This window comes from Acinetobacter sp. MYb10 (genome assembly GCF_002980175.2).
Lineage (GTDB): Bacteria > Pseudomonadota > Gammaproteobacteria > Pseudomonadales > Moraxellaceae > Acinetobacter > Acinetobacter guillouiae.
On sequence record NZ_CP058272.1, the window covers coordinates 3,107,867 to 3,128,634 of the forward strand.

14 protein-coding genes, 2 tRNA genes and 3 rRNA genes are annotated in these 20,768 nt (G+C 41.1%); 15 read left to right on the forward strand and 4 right to left on the reverse strand.

Going from position 1 to position 20,768, the window contains the following annotated elements; all coding sequences use genetic code 11:
- Positions 1-36: 36 nt before the first annotated feature.
- On the forward strand, positions 37-681 hold the full coding sequence (locus CQZ96_RS14535; RefSeq protein ID WP_004823720.1) for a TetR/AcrR family transcriptional regulator: 645 nt from the start codon (positions 37-39) through the stop codon (positions 679-681).
- A gap of 142 nt (positions 682-823) precedes the next feature.
- A complete protein-coding gene (locus CQZ96_RS14540; protein WP_004823721.1) occupies positions 824-1,717 on the forward strand; it encodes a DMT family transporter in 894 nt (297 codons plus the stop codon).
- A gap of 620 nt (positions 1,718-2,337) precedes the next feature.
- Here CQZ96_RS14540 and CQZ96_RS14545 read toward each other — a convergent pair.
- Genes CQZ96_RS14545 through CQZ96_RS14555 form a run of 3 tightly spaced genes read right to left on the reverse strand, consistent with a single transcriptional unit; the run spans position 2,338 to position 5,256 of the window.
- Entirely contained in the window at positions 2,338-2,907 is a 570-nt protein-coding gene (locus CQZ96_RS14545) for an L-threonylcarbamoyladenylate synthase (protein ID WP_096735350.1), read from the reverse strand.
- A gap of 46 nt (positions 2,908-2,953) precedes the next feature.
- On the reverse strand, positions 2,954-4,081 hold the full coding sequence (dprA, locus tag CQZ96_RS14550) for a DNA-processing protein DprA (protein ID WP_105714234.1): 1,128 nt from the start codon (positions 4,079-4,081) through the stop codon (positions 2,954-2,956).
- A 23-nt stretch (positions 4,082-4,104) separates the two neighbouring features.
- The gene (locus tag CQZ96_RS14555; protein ID WP_034618195.1) at positions 4,105-5,256 is read right to left on the reverse strand and encodes a LysM peptidoglycan-binding domain-containing protein; all 1,152 of its coding nucleotides are present in this window, start codon (positions 5,254-5,256) and stop codon (positions 4,105-4,107) included.
- Between the two features lie 123 nt (positions 5,257-5,379).
- Between CQZ96_RS14555 and def the strand changes: the two genes are divergently transcribed.
- The 4 genes from def to CQZ96_RS14575 all read left to right on the forward strand — a co-directional run bounded on the left by def (position 5,380) and on the right by CQZ96_RS14575 (position 8,911).
- Complete coding sequence (def, locus tag CQZ96_RS14560) at positions 5,380-5,910, forward strand: peptide deformylase (RefSeq protein ID WP_004723400.1); 531 nt, start codon at positions 5,380-5,382, stop codon at positions 5,908-5,910.
- Positions 5,911-5,979: 69 nt separating this feature from the next.
- Complete coding sequence (locus tag CQZ96_RS14565; protein WP_411909884.1) at positions 5,980-6,477, forward strand: DUF2946 family protein; 498 nt, start codon at positions 5,980-5,982, stop codon at positions 6,475-6,477.
- Between the two features lie 70 nt (positions 6,478-6,547).
- The gene (locus CQZ96_RS14570) at positions 6,548-8,626 is read left to right on the forward strand and encodes a TonB-dependent copper receptor (protein ID WP_105714236.1); all 2,079 of its coding nucleotides are present in this window, start codon (positions 6,548-6,550) and stop codon (positions 8,624-8,626) included.
- 42 nt (positions 8,627-8,668) lie between these two features.
- Entirely contained in the window at positions 8,669-8,911 is a 243-nt protein-coding gene (locus tag CQZ96_RS14575; protein WP_004823727.1) for a hypothetical protein, read from the forward strand.
- Between the two features lie 122 nt (positions 8,912-9,033).
- On the opposite strand, the gene CQZ96_RS14580 is transcribed toward CQZ96_RS14575, so the two are convergent.
- Entirely contained in the window at positions 9,034-10,242 is a 1,209-nt protein-coding gene (locus tag CQZ96_RS14580; protein ID WP_105714237.1) for an oxygenase MpaB family protein, read from the reverse strand.
- An 86-nt stretch (positions 10,243-10,328) separates the two neighbouring features.
- Here CQZ96_RS14580 and CQZ96_RS14585 point away from each other — a divergent pair, with 86 nt between their 5' ends.
- The 9 genes from CQZ96_RS14585 (at position 10,329) to CQZ96_RS14625 (ending at position 20,715) form a co-directional block, all read left to right on the forward strand.
- Positions 10,329-10,943 carry a TetR/AcrR family transcriptional regulator gene (locus CQZ96_RS14585; RefSeq protein ID WP_004723394.1) on the forward strand — a complete coding sequence of 205 codons (615 nt, stop codon included), beginning with the start codon at positions 10,329-10,331 and terminating at the stop codon, positions 10,941-10,943.
- Between the two features lie 868 nt (positions 10,944-11,811).
- Positions 11,812-13,350 (forward strand): 16S ribosomal RNA (locus CQZ96_RS14590).
- Between the two features lie 59 nt (positions 13,351-13,409).
- A tRNA-Ile gene (locus CQZ96_RS14595) sits at positions 13,410-13,486 on the forward strand.
- A 44-nt stretch (positions 13,487-13,530) separates the two neighbouring features.
- A tRNA-Ala gene (locus tag CQZ96_RS14600) sits at positions 13,531-13,606 on the forward strand.
- Positions 13,607-13,943: 337 nt separating this feature from the next.
- Positions 13,944-16,834 (forward strand): 23S ribosomal RNA (locus tag CQZ96_RS14605).
- A gap of 167 nt (positions 16,835-17,001) precedes the next feature.
- Positions 17,002-17,116, forward strand: a 5S ribosomal RNA gene (rrf, locus tag CQZ96_RS14610).
- Together the 16S, 23S and 5S rRNA genes with 2 tRNA genes alongside form the textbook arrangement of a ribosomal RNA operon.
- A 449-nt stretch (positions 17,117-17,565) precedes the next feature.
- Positions 17,566-18,708 (forward strand): PQQ-dependent sugar dehydrogenase, encoded by a 1,143-nt coding sequence (locus CQZ96_RS14615; protein WP_105713780.1) that lies wholly within the window; start codon positions 17,566-17,568, stop codon positions 18,706-18,708.
- Between the two features lie 138 nt (positions 18,709-18,846).
- A complete protein-coding gene (locus CQZ96_RS14620; protein ID WP_004725218.1) occupies positions 18,847-19,242 on the forward strand; it encodes a tautomerase family protein in 396 nt (131 codons plus the stop codon).
- Positions 19,243-19,470: 228 nt separating this feature from the next.
- A complete protein-coding gene (locus CQZ96_RS14625) occupies positions 19,471-20,715 on the forward strand; it encodes an esterase-like activity of phytase family protein (protein WP_105713781.1) in 1,245 nt (414 codons plus the stop codon).
- Positions 20,716-20,768 lie beyond the last annotated feature (53 nt).

Here is a 20,768-nt window from a genome sequence, read left to right on the forward strand (position 1 = left end):
TTAATAATGTTCGTTATAAAAATATATGTGAAAGTTATGGCTGATTCTGAAAAACATGCTTTAGTCGCTGAAAAACAAGCACCTAAGCGTGGGCGTGGTCGTCCTAAATGTTTTGATGAACAACAAGCGCTACAAAAAGCCATGTTGTTGTTCTGGGAATATGGCTATGAATCCACATCGATGAGCGATTTAACCAAAGCCTTAAATCTTACTGCACCCAGTATATATAGTAGTTTTGGAGATAAATCACAGTTGTTTCATGCCTGTTTGGAATACTACTTAAAGCATGAGGCATGTCCTTTGGAGGTTATTTTTCAACAAGCCAAAACAGCAAAAATCGCCATTGAAATTTATTTGTATGAAAACCTTAAAAAATTGGTTCAACAAAATAAACCGACGGGTTGTATGTTGGTTACCGCAACCATGAATTGTTCACAAGAACATGCACCGATTCAGCATGATCTTTTGCTGAAAAGACAACAAGTCAAAGAAAATATCTACCAACGTTTGCAACAGGGTGTCAAAGAAGGTGACTTAAACCCACACGCCAATATTCAAGCGATGACAGATTATTATTCAACGGTGATTCAAGGTTTAACCATGCAAGCCCGTGATGGGGTTAGTGCTGAACAGTTACAAAGTGTGGTGACTTTAGCAATCAAAACTTGGGAATTATTCTAGGTTTAAAAACGCATAAAATAGCATTTGTCTGAAAAGCCCTATAGATGTCTGAAATGCCATATTTAAATTTATTCCGACTTCATCGATAATCATTTCCAGATCCTATTCGACAGTCAAAATTATGTATAGCAATTCAAAACCCATGTGGTGGGCAATCAGTTTACCGATCATTGCAGTATTGATTTGGTCAATGAATATTGCAGTTACACGTTATGTTTCGGATTATATTTCACCTGTCAGTATTAGCTTTTATCGCTGGTTAGTGGCATTTATTATTTTGACCCCATTTATGTTGCCCCAAGTGTGGAAGCAACGACATTTGGTTAAACAACATTTTATGCAATTTGTGGTGCTGAGTGCTTTTGGTATGTTCTTGTATCAAGGCTTGGCATATAGCGCAGCGCATTACACCACAGCAACCAATATGGGCATTATCAACGCCTTTATTCCAGTATTTACCATTTTTGTTTCGATTCTTATTTTACGTGAAATTCCCAATCGCTTCGCTGTTGTCGGCAGTATCTTGTCTTTTCTTGGTTTACTGTATGTGATTGGCCGAGGGGATTTTAGCAACTTGACTCAATTGGCAGGGCACTCTGGTGATTTGATCATGGTCTTGGCTGTGTTCTTTTATGCTTTTTATGGGGTCTTTCTAAAAAAATGGCAATTGAAAGTTCCATTATTGCTGAGCCTCTATGTGCAAATTGCGTTGACCTTGGTCTACCATTTACCATTTGTGCTTTATTATGGCATTGATGCGATTAACCAAGGCAATGTCGCTAGCGTTTTATATGCGGGTATATTACCTTCTCTTGTTGCACCTTTATTGTGGATGATGGCTGTGCAATATCTAGGTCCAAATCGAACCAGCATTTTTATGAATTTAATGCCAGTATTTACTGCAATCATTGCCTACTTCTGGTTGCATGAGGCCTGGACGATGTCGCATACGATTGGTGGTATTGTCATTTTAGTGGGAATTGCATTGGCACAAAAAAAGTCACTTAGTGTCAAAAAAAGTACATTATTGAGTTAAAATTTAAAGTGTTTTGAGTGAAAAGTGTTCATTTAAAACTTTATTTTTTACGCTTTTTAAGTATTAAATCTGAGCAAAATTTGTTTTTGAATTAGTGATTTAACTATTGAAAATTCAAATAGTAAAACAAATTTAAACACTTAGTTTTATTATTGAAATTCAAGTCATTTGCAATTCACTCAAATGAACAGATATTGTTCAGAAGAATATATTTGTATTCAAAAAAAATTTATAGGATAATATTTTCATCGTAGCGAATTAAGAATTTCTTAATTAAATTGTTCTACACTGAATTTTTCATACCCTCTGGATGTGTTTAACGCATCCTTTTTTATACTCAGCCAACCCTATATGTGGCTGAGTTTTTTTTTGTCTTTTTATTGGCAATATTGAGGGTCTGTTGAAAATTCGTCTACGCCTTGCGCTGCAAACAAAGCAATGCTTTGTTCTTGCTCAGGGTTGTGGCTAAAATTATCTCAGCCTTCGTTATGAAACTCGAAAATAGTCTCGCTATTCTCTTCGTTTCCTGCCTTGCCTGCTCAATTTTAACCTACAACGCAAGCCATTTATGAAATTCCAACAGGCCCTGAACCCATGTTTGAATGAATATTTTAACGTGTTTAAGCCCGAATCACTTGTGCTGTAGATGCGTCAATGATTTTGCTTGGTTCGCGACTTAAACCAAGATCGCCGTTTAAATAATTCAATTCCGAACCAAAATATTGACTGGCTTGTTGTAAAGATCTTGCTGGTTCTAAACCTGCCGAATTTGCACTGGTCGACACAATAAAGCCATTAAAGGCATTACATAAGGCAATGCACAAAGGGTGATTGGTTACACGAACCGCAACCTGAGCATGCTGGCCTTTAATCCATTGTGGAATTTTATCATCAGCTGGAAGTAGCCAAGTTGTTGCACGTTCTGTTCTAGAGCGTTGCGTCCATGATTGAATGATTTGTTCACGAATAATAGGGTCAATTTCTGTTAATAGATGCTCAACTTGTGAGAGCTGTCCTGCCAATAAAATTACGCCTTTCTCTATAGGGCGTTGTTTAAGCCTTAAAATTTCTAAAAAAGCCTGTTCATTGAACGGATCACAGCCTAAACCCCATACTGCCTCTGTTGGATAAGCCAAGACTTTACCTTGTTGAAGAATTTGTGCAGCTTCAGCAACTGAGGTTGTAATCATCTATGTTTACCTTGCCATTTCGTGGAATAAGCCACTATTGTGAACCTTAATAACTGACTCGGCAACGTAAGTACAGCCCAGATTGTTGAATACAGTGACCCAAAAGTTCTAATTCCATAAGATCGCTTGTGAGTTGTGCAATGTCTAAATTTGCGTTTTGAGCAAGCGTATCTAAGTCTTGCCCAATCCAATCCAGCAATTGATACAGCTTAAATAAATGCTCGGGAATTTCTGGCATTGGGGAGAGTGATTCAGACTGTTGTGCACAATGCCATTGGGTGGGAAGTGCTAAATCTTCAACAATCTGTTCTGGATGATCAACCAGAATGGCCCCTTCACGAATGAGCTGATGACATCCTTGATGATGCTCTCCATAAATATGCCCTGGAATTGCAAAAATCACTTTACCTTGTTCTGCGGCAGCTTGCGCCGTAATCAGTGAACCACTACCCAGTTGTGCTTCTGCGACAACAACACCTAAGCTCAAACCACTCACGATCCGATTTCGATAGGGAAAATTGCGCTGAATAGGCTGAGTTTCTGGCAGGTATTCAGTCAAAATCGTTCCTGAATGCTGCAAAATTTGTTCTTGTAACTGTCTATTTTGACTAGGATAAACCAGATCTAAGCCTGTACCGATCACCGCAATGGTTCGATGGTGTTTTAGTCCACCCATATGTGCAGCGGCATCAATTCCCAGTGCTAGGCCACTGGTAATAAAAAAGCCCTTTTCACTCAAATAGTAAGCAAAATCATAAGCCACTTGTTTGCCATGCGGACTTGGCTTTCGGCTACCCACGATGGCGATTTGCGGTTGACTTAGATTCTGAAATGCACCTTTACCAAATAGAATTGGTGGATGATCAGGATAAGGTAGCAGTTGTTGAGGATAATGAGGGTCGGTATCTAAAAGAATAAAATCTGTATGTTGTTGAATTTTATCGAAGCAAACTTGAAATTTGGATTGCCCAAGCGCAGTGAAAAATTCACTGGCTCTTTCAAGATGGTTTTTATGAATTTTGGCTTCAGACCAGCGGTTTAAATTTTCAGCTTGCAGCGCTTTTGCGATAGAACCAAAATGTGTTTCTAATTTATGAAAAGCGCTGAGCGAATGTTGAACCAAATACCAAAGTCTGATGGCATCATATTGGTCATTGGATATTTGCTTCAACATATTTAAATCACATCATGAAAAACTTAGTTATCTGCAATTGCAGGTGGTTTAATTTCAGCACCCATTTTAATTGGTAAATTACTTTCCAAAATATAGGCATAGCTGAGGTGATCAAAACTCTTAAAGATCATCAGTGTACCAATTTTTTGACTTGGTAATTTCACAGACTCTTTAGTTTTTGGGTCACGGACTGTTTCACCTTGTTGGTAAATACTAAAGACTTGCCCAGGTTTAGCACCTTGTAAGCTACCACGGTCAATGGTGACTACACTATATTGCGCTGCTGTACCAATTGAACCTTGTACACGAACCACTTTACCGCCATTGCTGACTTCATTGGTGGTGGTTGGATAGAACAAACTCGGCAATTCAGCATCATAGCTTGGTAGGACATAGTCGCCCTTACGCACTTCAGCATTATAACTTTTGGTTAACTCTAGGGTGGTGACATCATTTTCACCAGCCGCCGCAGTTGCAGAAGCAACCTCAGTTAACTCCATGCCCGCATTAAACTTTTTGCCTTCAGCATTGAGGAATGTATAGGGTTTGCCTTCACGATAGATCCCATAACGTTGACCCACGACTAAGCCATTTCCACGCGCATAAACGGTTTGTCCTGCACCCGTAATCACACGATTATCAGCAGCACCGATGGTATAAGGGATGTTCTGTAAAGATTCAGGATTGACCACAATACTGTGTTCTAACCACGGTTGAATATCTGATAATGGAATCACTGAAATCGCATTATTTAAGGATTCAACGCGTATTTGAGGGCGTAAAGATGTTCCACCTTGATGACGACGGATAATTCCATCACAACCATCACCTTCATCTACACCAATCAATGGGCGACCATCTAAAGTACACAACAATAATTTATCGCCTGGATAAATCCAATGTGGATTTTTAACATGCTTATTGCTTGCCCAGATTTCAGGCCAGCGCCAAGGCTTGCTTAAAAATTTCCCCGCAATATCCCATAAAGTATCACCACGTTTCACCACATAGACATTGGGGGCACTGGATTTCAGTGCAGGTGGATTGGTATTTGGACTTGCGTGTGTGATTTCCATGTAAGTGAATCCTGCACTTAAACATAGTGTTACAGCAAGTAATTGTTTCTTGAACCCCTTGGCATGAAAGTTCGTTATGCCAGTTAAAACCTTTTTCATTATCATAATTCCTAAAATTATGTCTCTATATGCGTTATAATACGCATATTACACACATTTTTTTAATGAAGCATATTCTTCATTTAGTTTTAAGATCAATGGCATAGCAACAGAGGGTACAGTATGGCCTTATTACCTATTTTAAGTTTTCCTGATCCCCGTTTACGCACCATTGCAAAACCTGTCGATGTGGTAACTGATGAAATTCGCCAGTTAGCAGCAGACATGTTTGAAACCATGTATGAAGCGCCAGGTATTGGTCTGGCTGCTACACAGGTCGATCAGCATATTCAGCTTATCGTAATGGATCTGTCTGAAGACAAAGACCAACCTATGGTGTTCATTAACCCCAAAATAACACCGCTTACAGAAGAAACCTTATCTTATGAGGAAGGCTGTCTATCTGTTCCTCAAATATACGATAAAGTTGAGCGTCCGTCACGAGTTAAAATTGAAGCAATTAACCTTGAAGGTCAAGCTTTTGAAGTCGAAGCGGATGATCTATTGGCGGTATGTATTCAACATGAAATGGATCACTTAAACGGTAAATTATTTGTGGATTACTTATCCCCTTTAAAGCGTCAACGTGCGCGTGAAAAAGTGGAAAAAGTGGTTCGTCAGCGTGAAAAGCAAAAAGTTCCAGCAAAACGTTGATCTGAGTCAGTTGAATTTTAAAAACTTTTAAAATTTTCCTGTATAACAAAGCCCAATTTTGTTTGGGCTTTGTTATACTCTGGCTCGAAAAATGTTGAGACGAACGTTTTGTTGAGAATAGGTTTACTGCTCGGTTTTACCGCAGTTTTTTTACAGATTGCTGTATTTTTACAGCCTTTGCTACCGAAGCAATATCAAATTGCGCCGGTCTGTGAAACTATTACTCAAGCTTTAGTACAAAGTCATTTCTACGAAAAGCATCAACATAGCACCCATCATCAACATCAATCTGCACATGAAGCTGCCAGTCATGACCATCTATTGGCCCATGCTGAACATGCAGCGCCAGAGCAACCAAGTTCACATCACCATGATGCGGGTCACCAGTGCCAATACTGTACAGTCTATGGCAATTTGGTTTTACCTCCTGAACTTGAAATCAAAGAAATATTAGATCGTATCCAAGTGCGACTGGTTGCATTTCAAAAAGCATTTCGACATGTCTATTTTGTATTGCAACGTTTGTTTCTACTTCCCCAAGGGCGAGCCCCGCCACTTTTTGCATAAATCAAAAACTTAATTTTTAGGGTCTTCATTGACTCCAGCCTTGTTTAATTTATGATTTAAGAGAAAGAAAATGGCTCAACCTCAATTCTTTTTACAGCCTTTAGCGGCTGCGGTTTGTGTTGCTTGTTATTCTACAGCGGCATTTGCACACGATCAGGAACATGCATCTCAACTTGCTCCAATCGTGGTTACAGCACAGTTAAATAATGATGCCAATGGTTTGATTATTCATGCTGATCCAAAACAGCCGATTCAACCTGTACCTGCTACAGATGGTGCTGATTATTTGCAAAGTATTGCAGGCTTTAATTCAATTAAAAGCGGTGGAACCAATGGAGATGTCACATTCCGCGGCATGTTTGGTTCACGGATTAAAATTTTAACAGATGGTACCGAAAATTTAGGTGCATGCCCTGCACGCATGGATGCACCTACATCGTATATTCAACCCGAAAGTTTTGACCGTATTTCGGTGGTAAAGGGACCTCAGACGGTTCAATATGCCAATACAGGTTCAGCAGCCACGGTGATTTTTGAACGTCAAAAACCAACCTTAACAGATGATAAAAATTATCAAGGTCAAGCCAGTGTTTTAGTCGGTTCTTTTGGACGTTTGGATCACAATATTGAAGCTGCTGTAGGTGACAGTAAAAAATACATGCGTATCAATGCCAATCGTTCTGAGTCAAACAGCTATGAGGATGGTGATGGCAATAAAGTGCCTTCTTCTTGGGAGCGCTGGAATACTGATTTAGCCTTAGGCTGGACACCCGATGAAGATACATGGGTTGAACTGACGGGTGGTAAAGCCGATGGTGAGGCTGAATACGCAGGCCGAACCATGGATGGTTCTCAATTTGCACGTGAAAGCTTAGGCTTACGAGTTGAAAAGAAGAATTTAAGCCCTGTGATTAAAAAGCTCGAAGGGCAAGTGAACTATAGTTATAACGACCATATTATGGATAACTTTAGTTTACGTACTCCACCATTGGCAGAAATGACACATGGTGGCATGAAGATGTTGATGCCAAACCCAATGGCAATGCAGGTGACACGTCGTACTTTAAATAGCCGTTTAGCCATGACCAGTGAATGGGATAAGCTCAGTTTAATTACTGGGGTGGATTCTCAGCTGAACAAACATGGCGGCAGTATGTCATCACCGACCATGCCATCCATGAATGTTGCATTTAGAGAGGATATGCGCTTCCAATCTTATGGTGCTTTCGGAGAAATGACCTATCAATTCAATGATGCTTATAAATTGGTGACAGGTGCACGAATTGATCAAGTTAAAATTGATGCATTAAAACTGAATGATCAACGTAAAGAAACTTTGCCAAGTGCATTTATTCGTTTAGAAAATCAATCTCCTGAACATAATGCCAAATCTTATATTGGTTTAGGTTATGTGGAACGTGTTCCAGATTATTGGGAGCTATTCAGTACTGCACATGGTAATACTGGTATGTCTAAACCGACGTTTAATGATCTAAACACTGAAAAAACTTTACAGTTGGATCTCGGTTATCAATACCAACATGATGCATTGAGTGTATGGACATCTGCTTATGCTGGACTTATTAATGACTTTATTTTATTGAGTTATCATAATCATCCAACGGGCGGGATGGATGGACATAGTCATGGTTCATCATTTAGTGCGGGTGCAAAAAATGTCGATGCAACTATTGCGGGTGCTGAAGCGGGGATCGGTTATCAATTTACTGATGCGATTCAAGCGGATTTAAGTGCAATGTATGCATGGGGCGAAAATACCGATACACATAAACCATTGCCACAAATTGCGCCTTTAGAAGGTCGTTTGAATTTACGTTATGTTCAAGATAAATATTCTTTAGGTTTATTATGGCGTGCAGTGGCGAAACAAGATCGTATTAGCTTAAATCAAGGTAATATTGTCGGTTACGACACTGGTGAAAGTAAAAGCTTTACCACCTTGGCATTGAATGCGTCATATAACATTCAAAAAGATCTAAATCTTGCTGTTGGTGTCGACAATGTCTTAGATAAAACCTATACCGAGCATTTAAACAAATTGGGTGTAGGTGCGGATGGTCAAGTCGGCACTCAACAATTTAATAATACAGGGCGTAATTATTGGGCTCGTATTAGCATGAAATTTTAATTGATTTAAAACTGATTTTTTACAGAAATATGAGGATGTTCTATGAGTAATGACAGTAATAAGTTGTCACCTGAAAAATCGTTTTGGGGATGGAAGTTGCTGATTATCGCAATTATTTTAAGCTGTATTTTTATGGGAATCTTCTATTTGGCGATTACCAACGAGCCTGACTATATGCCAAGCCAAAAACAGAATGCAGCTCAGCAACATGATATGTCTAAGATGAGTCATGAAAGTATGCCAAACATGGATCAGCCAGCTTCTGAGGCAACGCATTCTCATTGATCAATGGGTAATGTGACGCGAAGTCATGTAATGTGAAACAAGGGGGAGGCCAATTGGCTTCCCTTTGTTTTTTCGAGTGTTCCTATTTAATTTAATCATGAAGTACGTATGGAGAGTAGATCTTACTGATGCATACTCGCTAATTGTTTCCCCGCATTTTGATAAAGTTCGAGTGCATATTCTTGTTCTGCACGACCATTCTGTTGCAAATATTGATCCAGTTTGTCGATATGCTTAGCGCTCCGGTAGAGCAGGGTATTTTTTGCAATTAAATAAAGCGGATACCAAGCCAAAGTACGTGGCTTGAGTCCTAGGTTTTTCATTTTACGTTGCCCAATAAAAAACTGGGTAATATCCAAGTGATTTTGATAGGCTTTTTTCTGCAAAAAAGAATTAAAGTGTTTGTAATGTCGTTCAAAAGGCTCTTTGGATAAGCTAATGGCTAAAGCTTTGCTACTTTCATCGGCTTTAGGATGGGCATCATTCATCCATTGCAGTAGTTTCCATGCGTCAGACTCTTTATTGACTAGCCATTTTTCATCTACTCCCATTAACCAGCCCGTATATTTCCAAAAATGCATGATGGCTTCTGATTCGGTTTTGCTTGGAAAAATACCAATGGCTCTGACACCGAGAAGTAACACCGCACTAAATGCGATATTGGTCATGGCTTGATCATATTGATTGATCGGCGCTCCCCAAATATCGTTATCCCAGTCTTTGGATTTATTGAGTTGATGTCGTACCAACGAATGAATAAAACGCACATAAATGGTGGAAGTAAAACCATTGTTAAAACGAGAGAAACTATCTTGTTGATTGACATCAAGCCACCATTTGTGGGTTTCAGCTAAGCGTTTTCCAGCGTATTTATGTAAAGCACCTGTCATAATTAACGGTTGATTAAAACCAGGGTATTGATAACCCGTCATTAAAGCCACATCGCGTAAAATAAAAGTACCATTTGTCCCTAAACGATGGGTAAATTTGATCGCAGTTTCAATTTTAGCTGGATCAAGCCAAGTAGGCGCTTGTTCAACCATTTTAAAAAAATCAGTTAATTCAGGGATTTCATCGGGAAGTTTATCCAAACCTTGATACAAGGCTGTTTCAAAAAGCTTTCTATTTTGTCTAGGATTGGTCATCACCCAATCCATAACTTTATCCATCGCGATATCACCAGTCTGTAAGGCTCGATTGAGTGAAAGATATTCGTCATAACTCGGTTGTAACTGCTGGTCTGTAAAATAATAAAAAAGCTTAGACTTCATATTTGTTCGTGCCATGGTCTCAAATGAGGCAAGGCGTTGAGGCTTAATTAATGTTTGCATTTTGAGCGCGACCTGATTATTGTTTAGTCAAACTCTAATATGAATAATTATTCGCATTCAATTCGCATTTTGGAGTGAACCGCAAGATGAGAAAACAACCACAACAACAACGTGCTCGGAATGTCGTAGATAGTATCTTGGAAGCAACTCAATTATGTGTTGCTGAATATGGCTTAATCAACGTCACTACACCCAAAATTTCAGAAAAATCAGGTGTCAGTGTTGGTTCTATCTATCAGTATTTTGGCAATAAAGAAGAAATTATTCAGGAGCTTTTAAGTCGTAAAAGTGAGCAGCTGGGGCTTGCGTTGAAACAGATTGCGATTAGCCAAGAAGAATTGAGCTTAGAAGAAATCATTCCACTTAGTCTTCAATTCGGTTTTGACATGATGAAAGCCGATGGTGGCTTTTTTATTGAAGTGCTTAAACATTGGCATGGCTATAACAATTCAGAAGCGGCAAAAGTGTTAGAAAAGCATTTCTATGAAGTGGGATTGTATGTATTTAGCCGTTTTTTTAATCATTGGAGTTTTGAAGTACTTAAAAATAAATCCTTTGTCATTATCAATAGTACGCTTTTTACCATGATGCGTTATGTCAGCCATAATAATTTTCTAATTTCAGAACAGCAGCTAAAAAAAGAATTAACTTTGATGATTTTGGCTTATCTAGAGCAAGGTGCCAACCCTAATTCACTTTAGGAAAATTATTTAATGGGGAGAGGGGGATTCATAGATTGTACTCGACTTATATAGACATACATCCAAATATAACTAAGGCTTGGTTTTATCGAACCCGATTTTATAGAGTTGGTTTTATAGAGTTGGTTTTATAGAGTGAGTTTTATAGCGTTGGTTTTAGCGAGTCTAAGTATTGTTTGAGTTGGGACAAGATATTGATCTCTTTATCGGGAAGAGTTCGATGCTTCTATTCAATGATAAAAGTGATCTATCTCCTTATATAGATTTTAATCGCCGTATCTCTATTAAATTGCATTTATAACAATGCTAAGGGGTATACAAGAGGCCGTTTTAGTTGTTTTAGTGAATATATGATGGGGTATTGGTTTTTTATTGCTGTGTTTTTATGCAAAAAAGCAGATTTTTAAAGAAAAAGTGCTGTTTTAGAAGAATAAATAAACAAGTGATAGATAAAATGAAAAATAATTAAAAAAAGGGGTTGTGTTGGGTAAGGAATGCTGTAGAATGCACATCCATCGGCGGTGATGTTAAATAAAACTTCTGATAAATCAGGCACTTGATTAAGTTGTTAAGATTTCGAATTGAGATTTTAAGATGAGATTAGAGTTGGGTTTGTTAGAAAAAATAATTAACATTATTGATTGACTTTTTAGAGATAGAGAGTAGTATAGCCGACCTAGCTTGATGCTGACGAAGCATTGAGAAGATCATTAAGAGAATATGAAGAACAACTTGTGTGGATTTTTACTGATTGATTGATCGAAATATTATCATTGATTGATTGGTTTAAATTACTCGAAGTTTATTTGAGAGAATTTGTCAGTACATTGATGAGCCAGAATTGTGACCTTAAGTCACTAATGATTTTTAACTGAAGAGTTTGATCATGGCTCAGATTGAACGCTGGCGGCAGGCTTAACACATGCAAGTCGAGCGGGGGAGATTGCTTCGGTAATTGACCTAGCGGCGGACGGGTGAGTAATACTTAGGAATCTGCCTATTAATGGGGGACAACATCTCGAAAGGGATGCTAATACCGCATACGCCCTACGGGGGAAAGCAGGGGATCACTTGTGACCTTGCGTTAATAGATGAGCCTAAGTCGGATTAGCTAGTTGGTGGGGTAAAGGCCTACCAAGGCGACGATCTGTAGCGGGTCTGAGAGGATGATCCGCCACACTGGGACTGAGACACGGCCCAGACTCCTACGGGAGGCAGCAGTGGGGAATATTGGACAATGGGGGGAACCCTGATCCAGCCATGCCGCGTGTGTGAAGAAGGCCTTATGGTTGTAAAGCACTTTAAGCGAGGAGGAGGCTCTCTTGGTTAATACCCAAGATGAGTGGACGTTACTCGCAGAATAAGCACCGGCTAACTCTGTGCCAGCAGCCGCGGTAATACAGAGGGTGCGAGCGTTAATCGGATTTACTGGGCGTAAAGCGTGCGTAGGCGGCTTTTTAAGTCGGATGTGAAATCCCCGAGCTTAACTTGGGAATTGCATTCGATACTGGGAAGCTAGAGTATGGGAGAGGATGGTAGAATTCCAGGTGTAGCGGTGAAATGCGTAGAGATCTGGAGGAATACCGATGGCGAAGGCAGCCATCTGGCCTAATACTGACGCTGAGGTACGAAAGCATGGGGAGCAAACAGGATTAGATACCCTGGTAGTCCATGCCGTAAACGATGTCTACTAGCCGTTGGGGCCTTTGAGGCTTTAGTGGCGCAGCTAACGCGATAAGTAGACCGCCTGGGGAGTACGGTCGCAAGACTAAAACTCAAATGAATTGACGGGGGCCCGCACAAGCGGTGGAGCATGTGGTTTAATTCGATGCAACGCGAAGAACCTTACCTGGTCTTGACATAGTAAGAACTTTCCAGAGATGGATTGGTGCCTTCGGGAACTTACATACAGGTGCTGCATGGCTGTCGTCAGCTCGTGTCGTGAGATGTTGGGTTAAGTCCCGCAACGAGCGCAACCCTTTTCCTTATTTGCCAGCACTTCGGGTGGGAACTTTAAGGATACTGCCAGTGACAAACTGGAGGAAGGCGGGGACGACGTCAAGTCATCATGGCCCTTACGACCAGGGCTACACACGTGCTACAATGGTCGGTACAAAGGGTTGCTACCTAGCGATAGGATGCTAATCTCAAAAAGCCGATCGTAGTCCGGATTGGAGTCTGCAACTCGACTCCATGAAGTCGGAATCGCTAGTAATCGCGGATCAGAATGCCGCGGTGAATACGTTCCCGGGCCTTGTACACACCGCCCGTCACACCATGGGAGTTTGTTGCACCAGAAGTAGGTAGTCTAACCGTAAGGAGGACGCTTACCACGGTGTGGCCGATGACTGGGGTGAAGTCGTAACAAGGTAGCCGTAGGGGAACCTGCGGCTGGATCACCTCCTTAACGAAAGATTGACGATTGGTAAGAATCCACAACAAGTTGTTCTTCATTGATGTATCTGAGGGTCTGTAGCTCAGTTGGTTAGAGCACACGCTTGATAAGCGTGGGGTCACAAGTTCAAGTCTTGTCAGACCCACCAAGTCTACTGAACACAGAAGAGCAGATATATTAAGATCTTAAGCTGGGGACTTAGCTTAGTTGGTAGAGCGCCTGCTTTGCACGCAGGAGGTCAACGGTTCGACTCCGTTAGTCTCCACCACTAATTAAAGACTAAGTGATTACAGAACTTAGTAAGCTGATAGCTTATTAAGTTCTGTGATTTATCACAGTTAACTACTCGCTGACGAGGCGGTAGTGAATCATTAACAGAATATATTTGAGTTGAAATAATTGTTTAAACTCGTTTTAGTTGATGTTAGCAAGCAATTGTTAATGTTGAGTGAAATGAGCACTAGCGATAAAACTGAATCAAGCGTTTTGGTATATGAATTAAATTGAAGCTGTATAGTGATTAAATTCACAGGCAACAAATAGAAGTGATTAAGTTCACATTGTTGATCCTCCTTGTAGGGATTAACGACTGTTTGGGGTTGTATAGTCAAGTAATTAAGTGCATGTGGTGGATGCCTTGGCAGTCAGAGGCGATGAAAGACGTAATAGCCTGCGATAAGCTTCGGGGAGGCGGCAAATATCCTGTGATCCGGAGATTTCTGAATGGGGAAACCCACTTACCATAAGGTAGGTATCGCATGATGAATACATAGTCATGCGAGGCGAACGAGGGGAAGTGAAACATCTCAGTACCCTTAGGAAAAGAAATCAATTGAGATTCCCTCAGTAGCGGCGAGCGAACGGGGATCAGCCCATTAAGTTATATGTGTTTTAGCGGAAAGCTCTGGGAAGTGCTACCGTAGAGGGTGATAGTCCCGTACACGAAAGGGCACATATAATGATGACGAGTAGGGCGAGGCACGTGAAACCTTGTCTGAATATGGGGGGACCATCCTCCAAGGCTAAATACTCCTGACTGACCGATAGTGAACCAGTACCGTGAGGGAAAGGCGAAAAGAACCCCTGTGAGGGGAGTGAAATAGATCCTGAAACCGCATGCATACAAGCAGTGGGAGCCGACTTGTTCGGTGACTGCGTACCTTTTGTATAATGGGTCAGCGACTTATATTCAGTAGCAAGGTTAACCGCATAGGGGAGCCGTAGAGAAATCGAGTCTTAATAGGGCGTTTAGTTGCTGGGTATAGACCCGAAACCGGGTGATCTATCCATGAGCAGGTTGAAGGTTGGGTAACACTAACTGGAGGACCGAACCCACTGTCGTTGAAAAGCCAGGGGATGACTTGTGGATAGGGGTGAAAGGCTAATCAAACTCGGTGATAGCTGGTTCTCCCCGAAAGCTATTTAGGTAGCGCCTCGGACGAATACCATAGGGGGTAGAGCACTGTTTCGGCTAGGGGGTCATCCCGACTTACCAAACCGATGCAAACTCCGAATACCTATGAGTACTATCCGGGAGACAGACTGCGGGTGCTAACGTCCGTAGTCAAGAGGAAAACAATCCAGACCGCCAGCTAAGGCCCCCAAATTATAGTTAAGTGGGAAACGATGTGGGAAGGCATAGACAGCTAGGAGGTTGGCTTAGAAGCAGCCACCCTTTAAAGAAAGCGTAATAGCTCACTAGTCGAGTCGGCCTGCGCGGAAGATGTAACGGGGCTAAAACTATATGCCGAAGCTGCGGATGTATACTATGTATACGTGGTAGGGGAGCGTTCTGTAAGCCGATGAAGGTGTATTGAGAAGTATGCTGGAGGTATCAGAAGTGCGAATGCTGACGTGAGTAACGACAAAACGGGTGAAAAACCCGTTCGCTGAAAGACCAAGGGTTCCAGTCCAACGTTAATCGGGGCTGGGTGAGTCGACCCCTAAGGCGAGGCCGAGAGGCGTAGTCGATGGGAAATTGGTTAATATTCCAATACTTCTGTGTAATGCGATGAGAGGACGGAGAAAGTTAAGTCAGCCTGGCGTTGGTTGTCCAGGTGAAAGGCAGTAGGCATGCATCTTAGGCAAATCCGGGGTGCTCTATGCTGAGAGCTGATAGCAAGCTAGTTTACTAGCGAAGTGGCTGATACTATGCTTCCAGGAAAAGTCTCTAAGCTTCAGTTACACAGGAATCGTACCCTAAACCGACACAGGTGGTCAGGTCGAGTAGACCAAAGCGCTTGAGAGAACTCTGCTGAAGGAACTAGGCAAAATGGTACCGTAACTTCGGGAGAAGGTACGCTGCTGACGGTGATAGGACTTGCTCCTTGAGCTATTGGCAGCCACAGAAACCAGGCCCCTGCAACTGTTTATTAAAAACATAGCACTCTGCAAACACGAAAGTGGACGTATAGGGTGTGATGCCTGCCCGGTGCTGGAAGGTTAATTGATGGGGTTAGCGTAAGCGAAGCTCTTGATCGAAGCCCCAGTAAACGGCGGCCGTAACTATAACGGTCCTAAGGTAGCGAAATTCCTTGTCGGGTAAGTTCCGACCTGCACGAATGGCATAATGATGGGGGCGCTGTCTCCAGCAGAGGCTCAGTGAAATCGAAATCGCCGTGAAGATGCGGTGTACCCGCGGCTAGACGGAAAGACCCCGTGAACCTTTACTGCAGCTTGACATTGAACTTTGATCTTACTTGTGTAGGATAGGTGGGAGGCTTTGAAGTAGTGACGCCAGTTGCTATGGAGCCATCCTTGAAATACCACCCTGGTAATATTGAGGTTCTAACTCTGTCCCGTTATCCGGGACGAGGACCATGTCTGGTGGGTAGTTTGACTGGGGCGGTCTCCTCCTAAAGAGTAACGGAGGAGTACGAAGGTGCGCTCAGCGTGGTCGGAAATCACGCGTAGAGTATAAAGGCAAAAGCGCGCTTAACTGCGAGACCCACAAGTCGAGCAGGTACGAAAGTAGGTCTTAGTGATCCGGTGGTTCTGTATGGAAGGGCCATCGCTCAACGGATAAAAGGTACTCTGGGGATAACAGGCTGATACCGCCCAAGAGTTCAGATCGACGGCGGTGTTTGGCACCGGGATTTCGGCACATCTCATCCTGGTGCTGCAGCATGTCCCAAGGGTATGGCTGTTCGCCATTTAAAGAGGTACGCGAGCAGGGTTTAGAACGGCGTGAGACAGTTCGGTCCCTATCTACCGTGGGCGTTGGAAATTTGAGAGGATCTGCTCCTAGTACGAGAGGACCAGAGTGGACGAACCTCTGGTGTACCGGTTGTGACGCCAGTCGCATCGCCGGGTAGCTATGTTCGGAAGGGATAACCGCTGAAAGCATCTAAGCGGGAAGCCTACCTCAAGATAAGATTTCCCTAGGACTTTATGTCCTCTAAAGAGCCGTTGAAGACTACGACGTTGATAGGTTGGATGTGGAAGTGCGGTGACGCATGAAGCTGACCAATACTAATTGCTCGTGAGGCTTGACTATACAACACCCAAGCAGTTGTATATGAAGCATCATTTGATTCATAAAAGATCAAACATACTTGATTTAGTTGAAAAGCTAGTTACAATACCCAACTCAAATGTTCTGTTAAACTCATTTGGTACGAAGTAAGGCATTTAAATAAGACCCGAACAAGTCCATAACAGTTTGCTGGCGACAATAGCAAGAGTGAACCACCTGATCCCTTCCCGAACTCAGAAGTGAAACCTCTTAGCGCTGATGGTAGTGTGGGGTTACCCATGTGAGAGTAAGTCATCGCCAGCTTTTAAATCTAAAACACCCCGGTCTCTAGAGAGCGGGGTGTTTTTTATGTGCGGTGTTGATGGGCATGATGAAATATAAATCTGCGCAAGAATTGAAGTGCATAAATGACTGAAAATAAATATATTTTTGTAGATGCAAAAAGAAAACCCCATCATCCTGATGGGGTTTTCTTCGTATTGGTGTGTTAGATTTGACTCCTGTCGAATCTCACGTCCTGTGTGTTTTCTTATTCTCAATGAGACTTCCTGTCTCTTTATGTTTGCTATGATAAGTGCAATGTCTAGGTCCGTATATTCGCTAATCACTGCGATTGTTGTAGGTTAAAGCTTACAAGATGATCCAATTAAAAATTAAGGCCCAATTCGCTCAGTTACCAATATGAAATGGTGAGATGGATACTTTTGTTTAAAATAAATCGATAAGTCATAACAATATTGAGGGAATCTAAAATGAAGGCTTTTCGACAGTGCTTAATCTATTTACCTCTATTGCTCAGCAGTAGCTTGTTGAGTGCATGTAATGCTCAAAATAATCAAACCACTACAGCAAATTCGCTGATCAACCAGACCTATCAGATCCAAAAAGTAGCGACATTTGATGAACCTTGGGCAATGGCTGAGTTGGCTGATGGTCGTTTACTGATTACCGAAAGGAGAGGAAAGCTAAAACTGTTTGATCCTTCCACATTGAAAAGTATAGAAATTTTAGAGGTTCCCCAAGTGGCTTATGGTGGACAAGGTGGCTTAGGTGATATTGTTTTACATCCTGATTTTGCAAACAATCATCAAATTTATTTAAGTTATGCCGAAACAGGAAAAGGGGGATATGGTGCGGTTGTGATTCGTGGTGAATTAAATCTACAAGAGAAAAATCCTCGAATAATCAATATTAAAAGAATCTGGGAGCAAGTTCCTAAGGTTTCAGGACAAGGGCATTATGCACATCGAATGATTTTTGCAAAGGATGGTAAGCTCTGGATTAGTTCTGGTGAACGCCAGAAATTTGATCCTGCTCAAGATATGAATTCAAACTTAGGAAAAGTTTTAAGACTGAATGATGATGGTACTGTTGTTGCAGATAATCCATTTACTCAACAAGGTGAGATTGCAAAACAAGTATGGTCGTTGGGTCATCGTAATCCATTGGGTATGGCTTTTGATGCGAAGGATCAATTGTGGGTGGTTGAAATGGGGCCTAAAGGAGGAGATGAGTTAAATCTGATTAAGAAGGGCGAAAATTATGGTTACCCGATTGTTTCCAATGGTGATCATTATTCAGGAAAACCCATTCCCGATCATGCGACGCGTCCTGAATTTAAGGCGCCAGAAATCAGTTGGACACCAGTAATATCACCCTCCAGTTTGGTCTTTTATCAAGATGAATTATTCCCGAAATGGAATCATAAAGCCTTGATTGGTGGGTTATCTTCAGAAGCGATTATTGTGGTTGATACTGAATCGAAGCCTGTCCGTGAGGTACAGCGTTTAAACATGCAGCAACGCATTCGAGATATCCATCCTGCCCATAATGGTTCGATTTGGGTTTTGGAAGATGGGAAAAATGCGGGGCTATTAAGATTGTTACCTAAGTAAAAAATTAATTTAATTCAATGGATTATTATATTATTGAAAAGATGTGGAAGCAGCTGAATTGATATCAGTTGAATTGTTAGGGTTGTCTATAAATTATGCTATTCTTTCGATTTAAAATAATATAAATCGAGAACAATAATGCCAGCAACTACAATTGAAGTTCGTTATCAATATTCTGTAGCACAAGAAGTGGGCTTAATCGATGCTGTTCATCATGCATTGGTGAGCGCTTTTAAAATTCCTGAATATGATCGTGATATTCGTTTATTGGTACATGAACCACATCGCTTTCAATGTCCACCGAATAAGCTTTATCCTGAAAAATTTACCCTGATTCGTATTGATTGTTTTGCTGGGCGTACACTGGATACCAAGCGAAATTTGTATCGCAGTATTGTAGAGAATCTATCTGTATTAGGGATTCCCAAAGATCATATCAAAATTTTATTAAGAGAAATTCCCGCTGAAAATTGGGGAATCCGTGGTGGTCAAGCTGCCTGTGATGTGGATTTGGGTTTCGATATTCAAGTCTAGCTCAACCTAATATGAATCAAAGTAGATGGAATAGATTACTCCGTTGTTAATATTATTTAAATTCAATATGTTAATTCAGCTGACGCGCGCTTATACGGTGGAGTATATGCTGAGTGAAGCATATCTACGTATATCATCAAACTGACGCAGTATTGTCATTGAAATGACCTCAAAATGTCATGCTATTGGTTTCTAATAAAGCTCATTTAAATCAATAAAAAGACCTTTATGAAAAAAATTGCTTATTCTGTTTTAGCGTTAGGCGTATTGGCTTTAACCGCATGCAATGATGATGACAAGGATTTCTCATTTGAACCATCTGTCACCGTACCGACCTTGGTTTCATTTGCCAAACTTGATGTCGAAACTTATGCAACTGGTCCAAACTCAGGTGCCTTTGTAAAGGGCGCCAATGGCATATTCCCGCCTTTTAAAGGTCAGCCAGTTCAAGGCTTTTCGGGTGCTGTAAAGAACGGTGATGGCACTTATATGGTCATGGCAGACAATGGCTTTGGTACACAAGACAATTCATCTGACTTTTTACTCCGTGTTTATCAAGTAAAACCTGATTTTCGGACGAAATCGGCAGGATCTGCAAAAGTTCAAGTGATGAGCTTTATTCAGCTTCGTGATCCCAATAAATTAATACCATTTTCAATCATCAATCAAAACAGCACAGATCGTTTACTCACTGGGGCAGATTTTGATCCTGAATCGATTCAACGTACTGCGGATGGTACCTATTGGATTGGTGATGAATTTGGACCATATTTACTGCATTTTGATAAAGATGGAATACTGCTTGATGCGCCGATTGCATTACCTCATCCATTGAAAGCTGGTGTGGAATTGCGTTCTCCGCAAAATCAATTCAATAAAGCCAACATAAATTATGTAGAGCCTTTGGTTCAGCAAAGCGGTGGCTTTGAAGGAATGGCATTGTCTAAGGATGGTCAATATTTATATCCTTTGTTAGAAAAACCGTTAAAAGGCGAGACCACACAACAGTTGCTTATCTCACAATTTGATGTGAAGAAGAAAGCGTATACTGGGCGATATTATTATTTTACCTTGAATGCCAAGGCGACCAATATTGGTGACTTCCAAATGTTTGATGATAAGTCTGGCATTATCATTGAGCGTGATGCGAGTCAAAACAAGTTAGATGGTTATAAGAAGCTGATTCAAATTGAATTAGGGGATTCTGGGAAAGCGGTAAAACGTTCTGACTTAGTTGATCTTATGAATATCGCCAACCCGAATAATCTCTATGGTACAGCGCGTGATGGAGATATTGGTACAGCAACAACTTTTGCTTTTCCATTTGAAACCATTGAAGATGTGATTATTGAAAATAAAAATACTTTAACTGTTTTAAATGACAATAACTTTCCAGGTTCATCAGGACGAAATGCAAAGCGTGCGGATGATAATGAAATTATTCAGATTAAATTGCCTAAAGCATTGTATTAATACGCAATAAAATGTAGTGATGCTTCACTCTAATAGAAAGCCAGTCAATTGAC

Excerpts from the sequence above, each read along its gene's own strand:
- CQZ96_RS14535 (WP_004823720.1), top strand. The coding sequence starts at position 37 with ATGGCTGATTCTGAAAAACATGCTTTAGTCGCTGAAAAACAAGCACCT.
- CQZ96_RS14540 (WP_004823721.1), top strand. The coding sequence starts at position 824 with ATGTGGTGGGCAATCAGTTTACCGATCATTGCAGTATTGATTTGGTCA.
- CQZ96_RS14545 (WP_096735350.1), bottom strand. The coding sequence starts at position 2,907 with ATGATTACAACCTCAGTTGCTGAAGCTGCACAAATTCTTCAACAAGGT.
- dprA (WP_105714234.1), bottom strand. The coding sequence starts at position 4,081 with ATGTTGAAGCAAATATCCAATGACCAATATGATGCCATCAGACTTTGG.
- CQZ96_RS14555 (WP_034618195.1), bottom strand. The coding sequence starts at position 5,256 with ATGAAAAAGGTTTTAACTGGCATAACGAACTTTCATGCCAAGGGGTTC.
- def (WP_004723400.1), top strand. The coding sequence starts at position 5,380 with ATGGCCTTATTACCTATTTTAAGTTTTCCTGATCCCCGTTTACGCACC.
- CQZ96_RS14570 (WP_105714236.1), top strand. The coding sequence starts at position 6,548 with ATGGCTCAACCTCAATTCTTTTTACAGCCTTTAGCGGCTGCGGTTTGT.
- CQZ96_RS14575 (WP_004823727.1), top strand. The coding sequence starts at position 8,669 with ATGAGTAATGACAGTAATAAGTTGTCACCTGAAAAATCGTTTTGGGGA.
- CQZ96_RS14580 (WP_105714237.1), bottom strand. The coding sequence starts at position 10,242 with ATGCAAACATTAATTAAGCCTCAACGCCTTGCCTCATTTGAGACCATG.
- CQZ96_RS14585 (WP_004723394.1), top strand. The coding sequence starts at position 10,329 with ATGAGAAAACAACCACAACAACAACGTGCTCGGAATGTCGTAGATAGT.
- CQZ96_RS14615 (WP_105713780.1), top strand. The coding sequence starts at position 17,566 with ATGAAGGCTTTTCGACAGTGCTTAATCTATTTACCTCTATTGCTCAGC.
- CQZ96_RS14620 (WP_004725218.1), top strand. The coding sequence starts at position 18,847 with ATGCCAGCAACTACAATTGAAGTTCGTTATCAATATTCTGTAGCACAA.
- CQZ96_RS14625 (WP_105713781.1), top strand. The coding sequence starts at position 19,471 with ATGAAAAAAATTGCTTATTCTGTTTTAGCGTTAGGCGTATTGGCTTTA.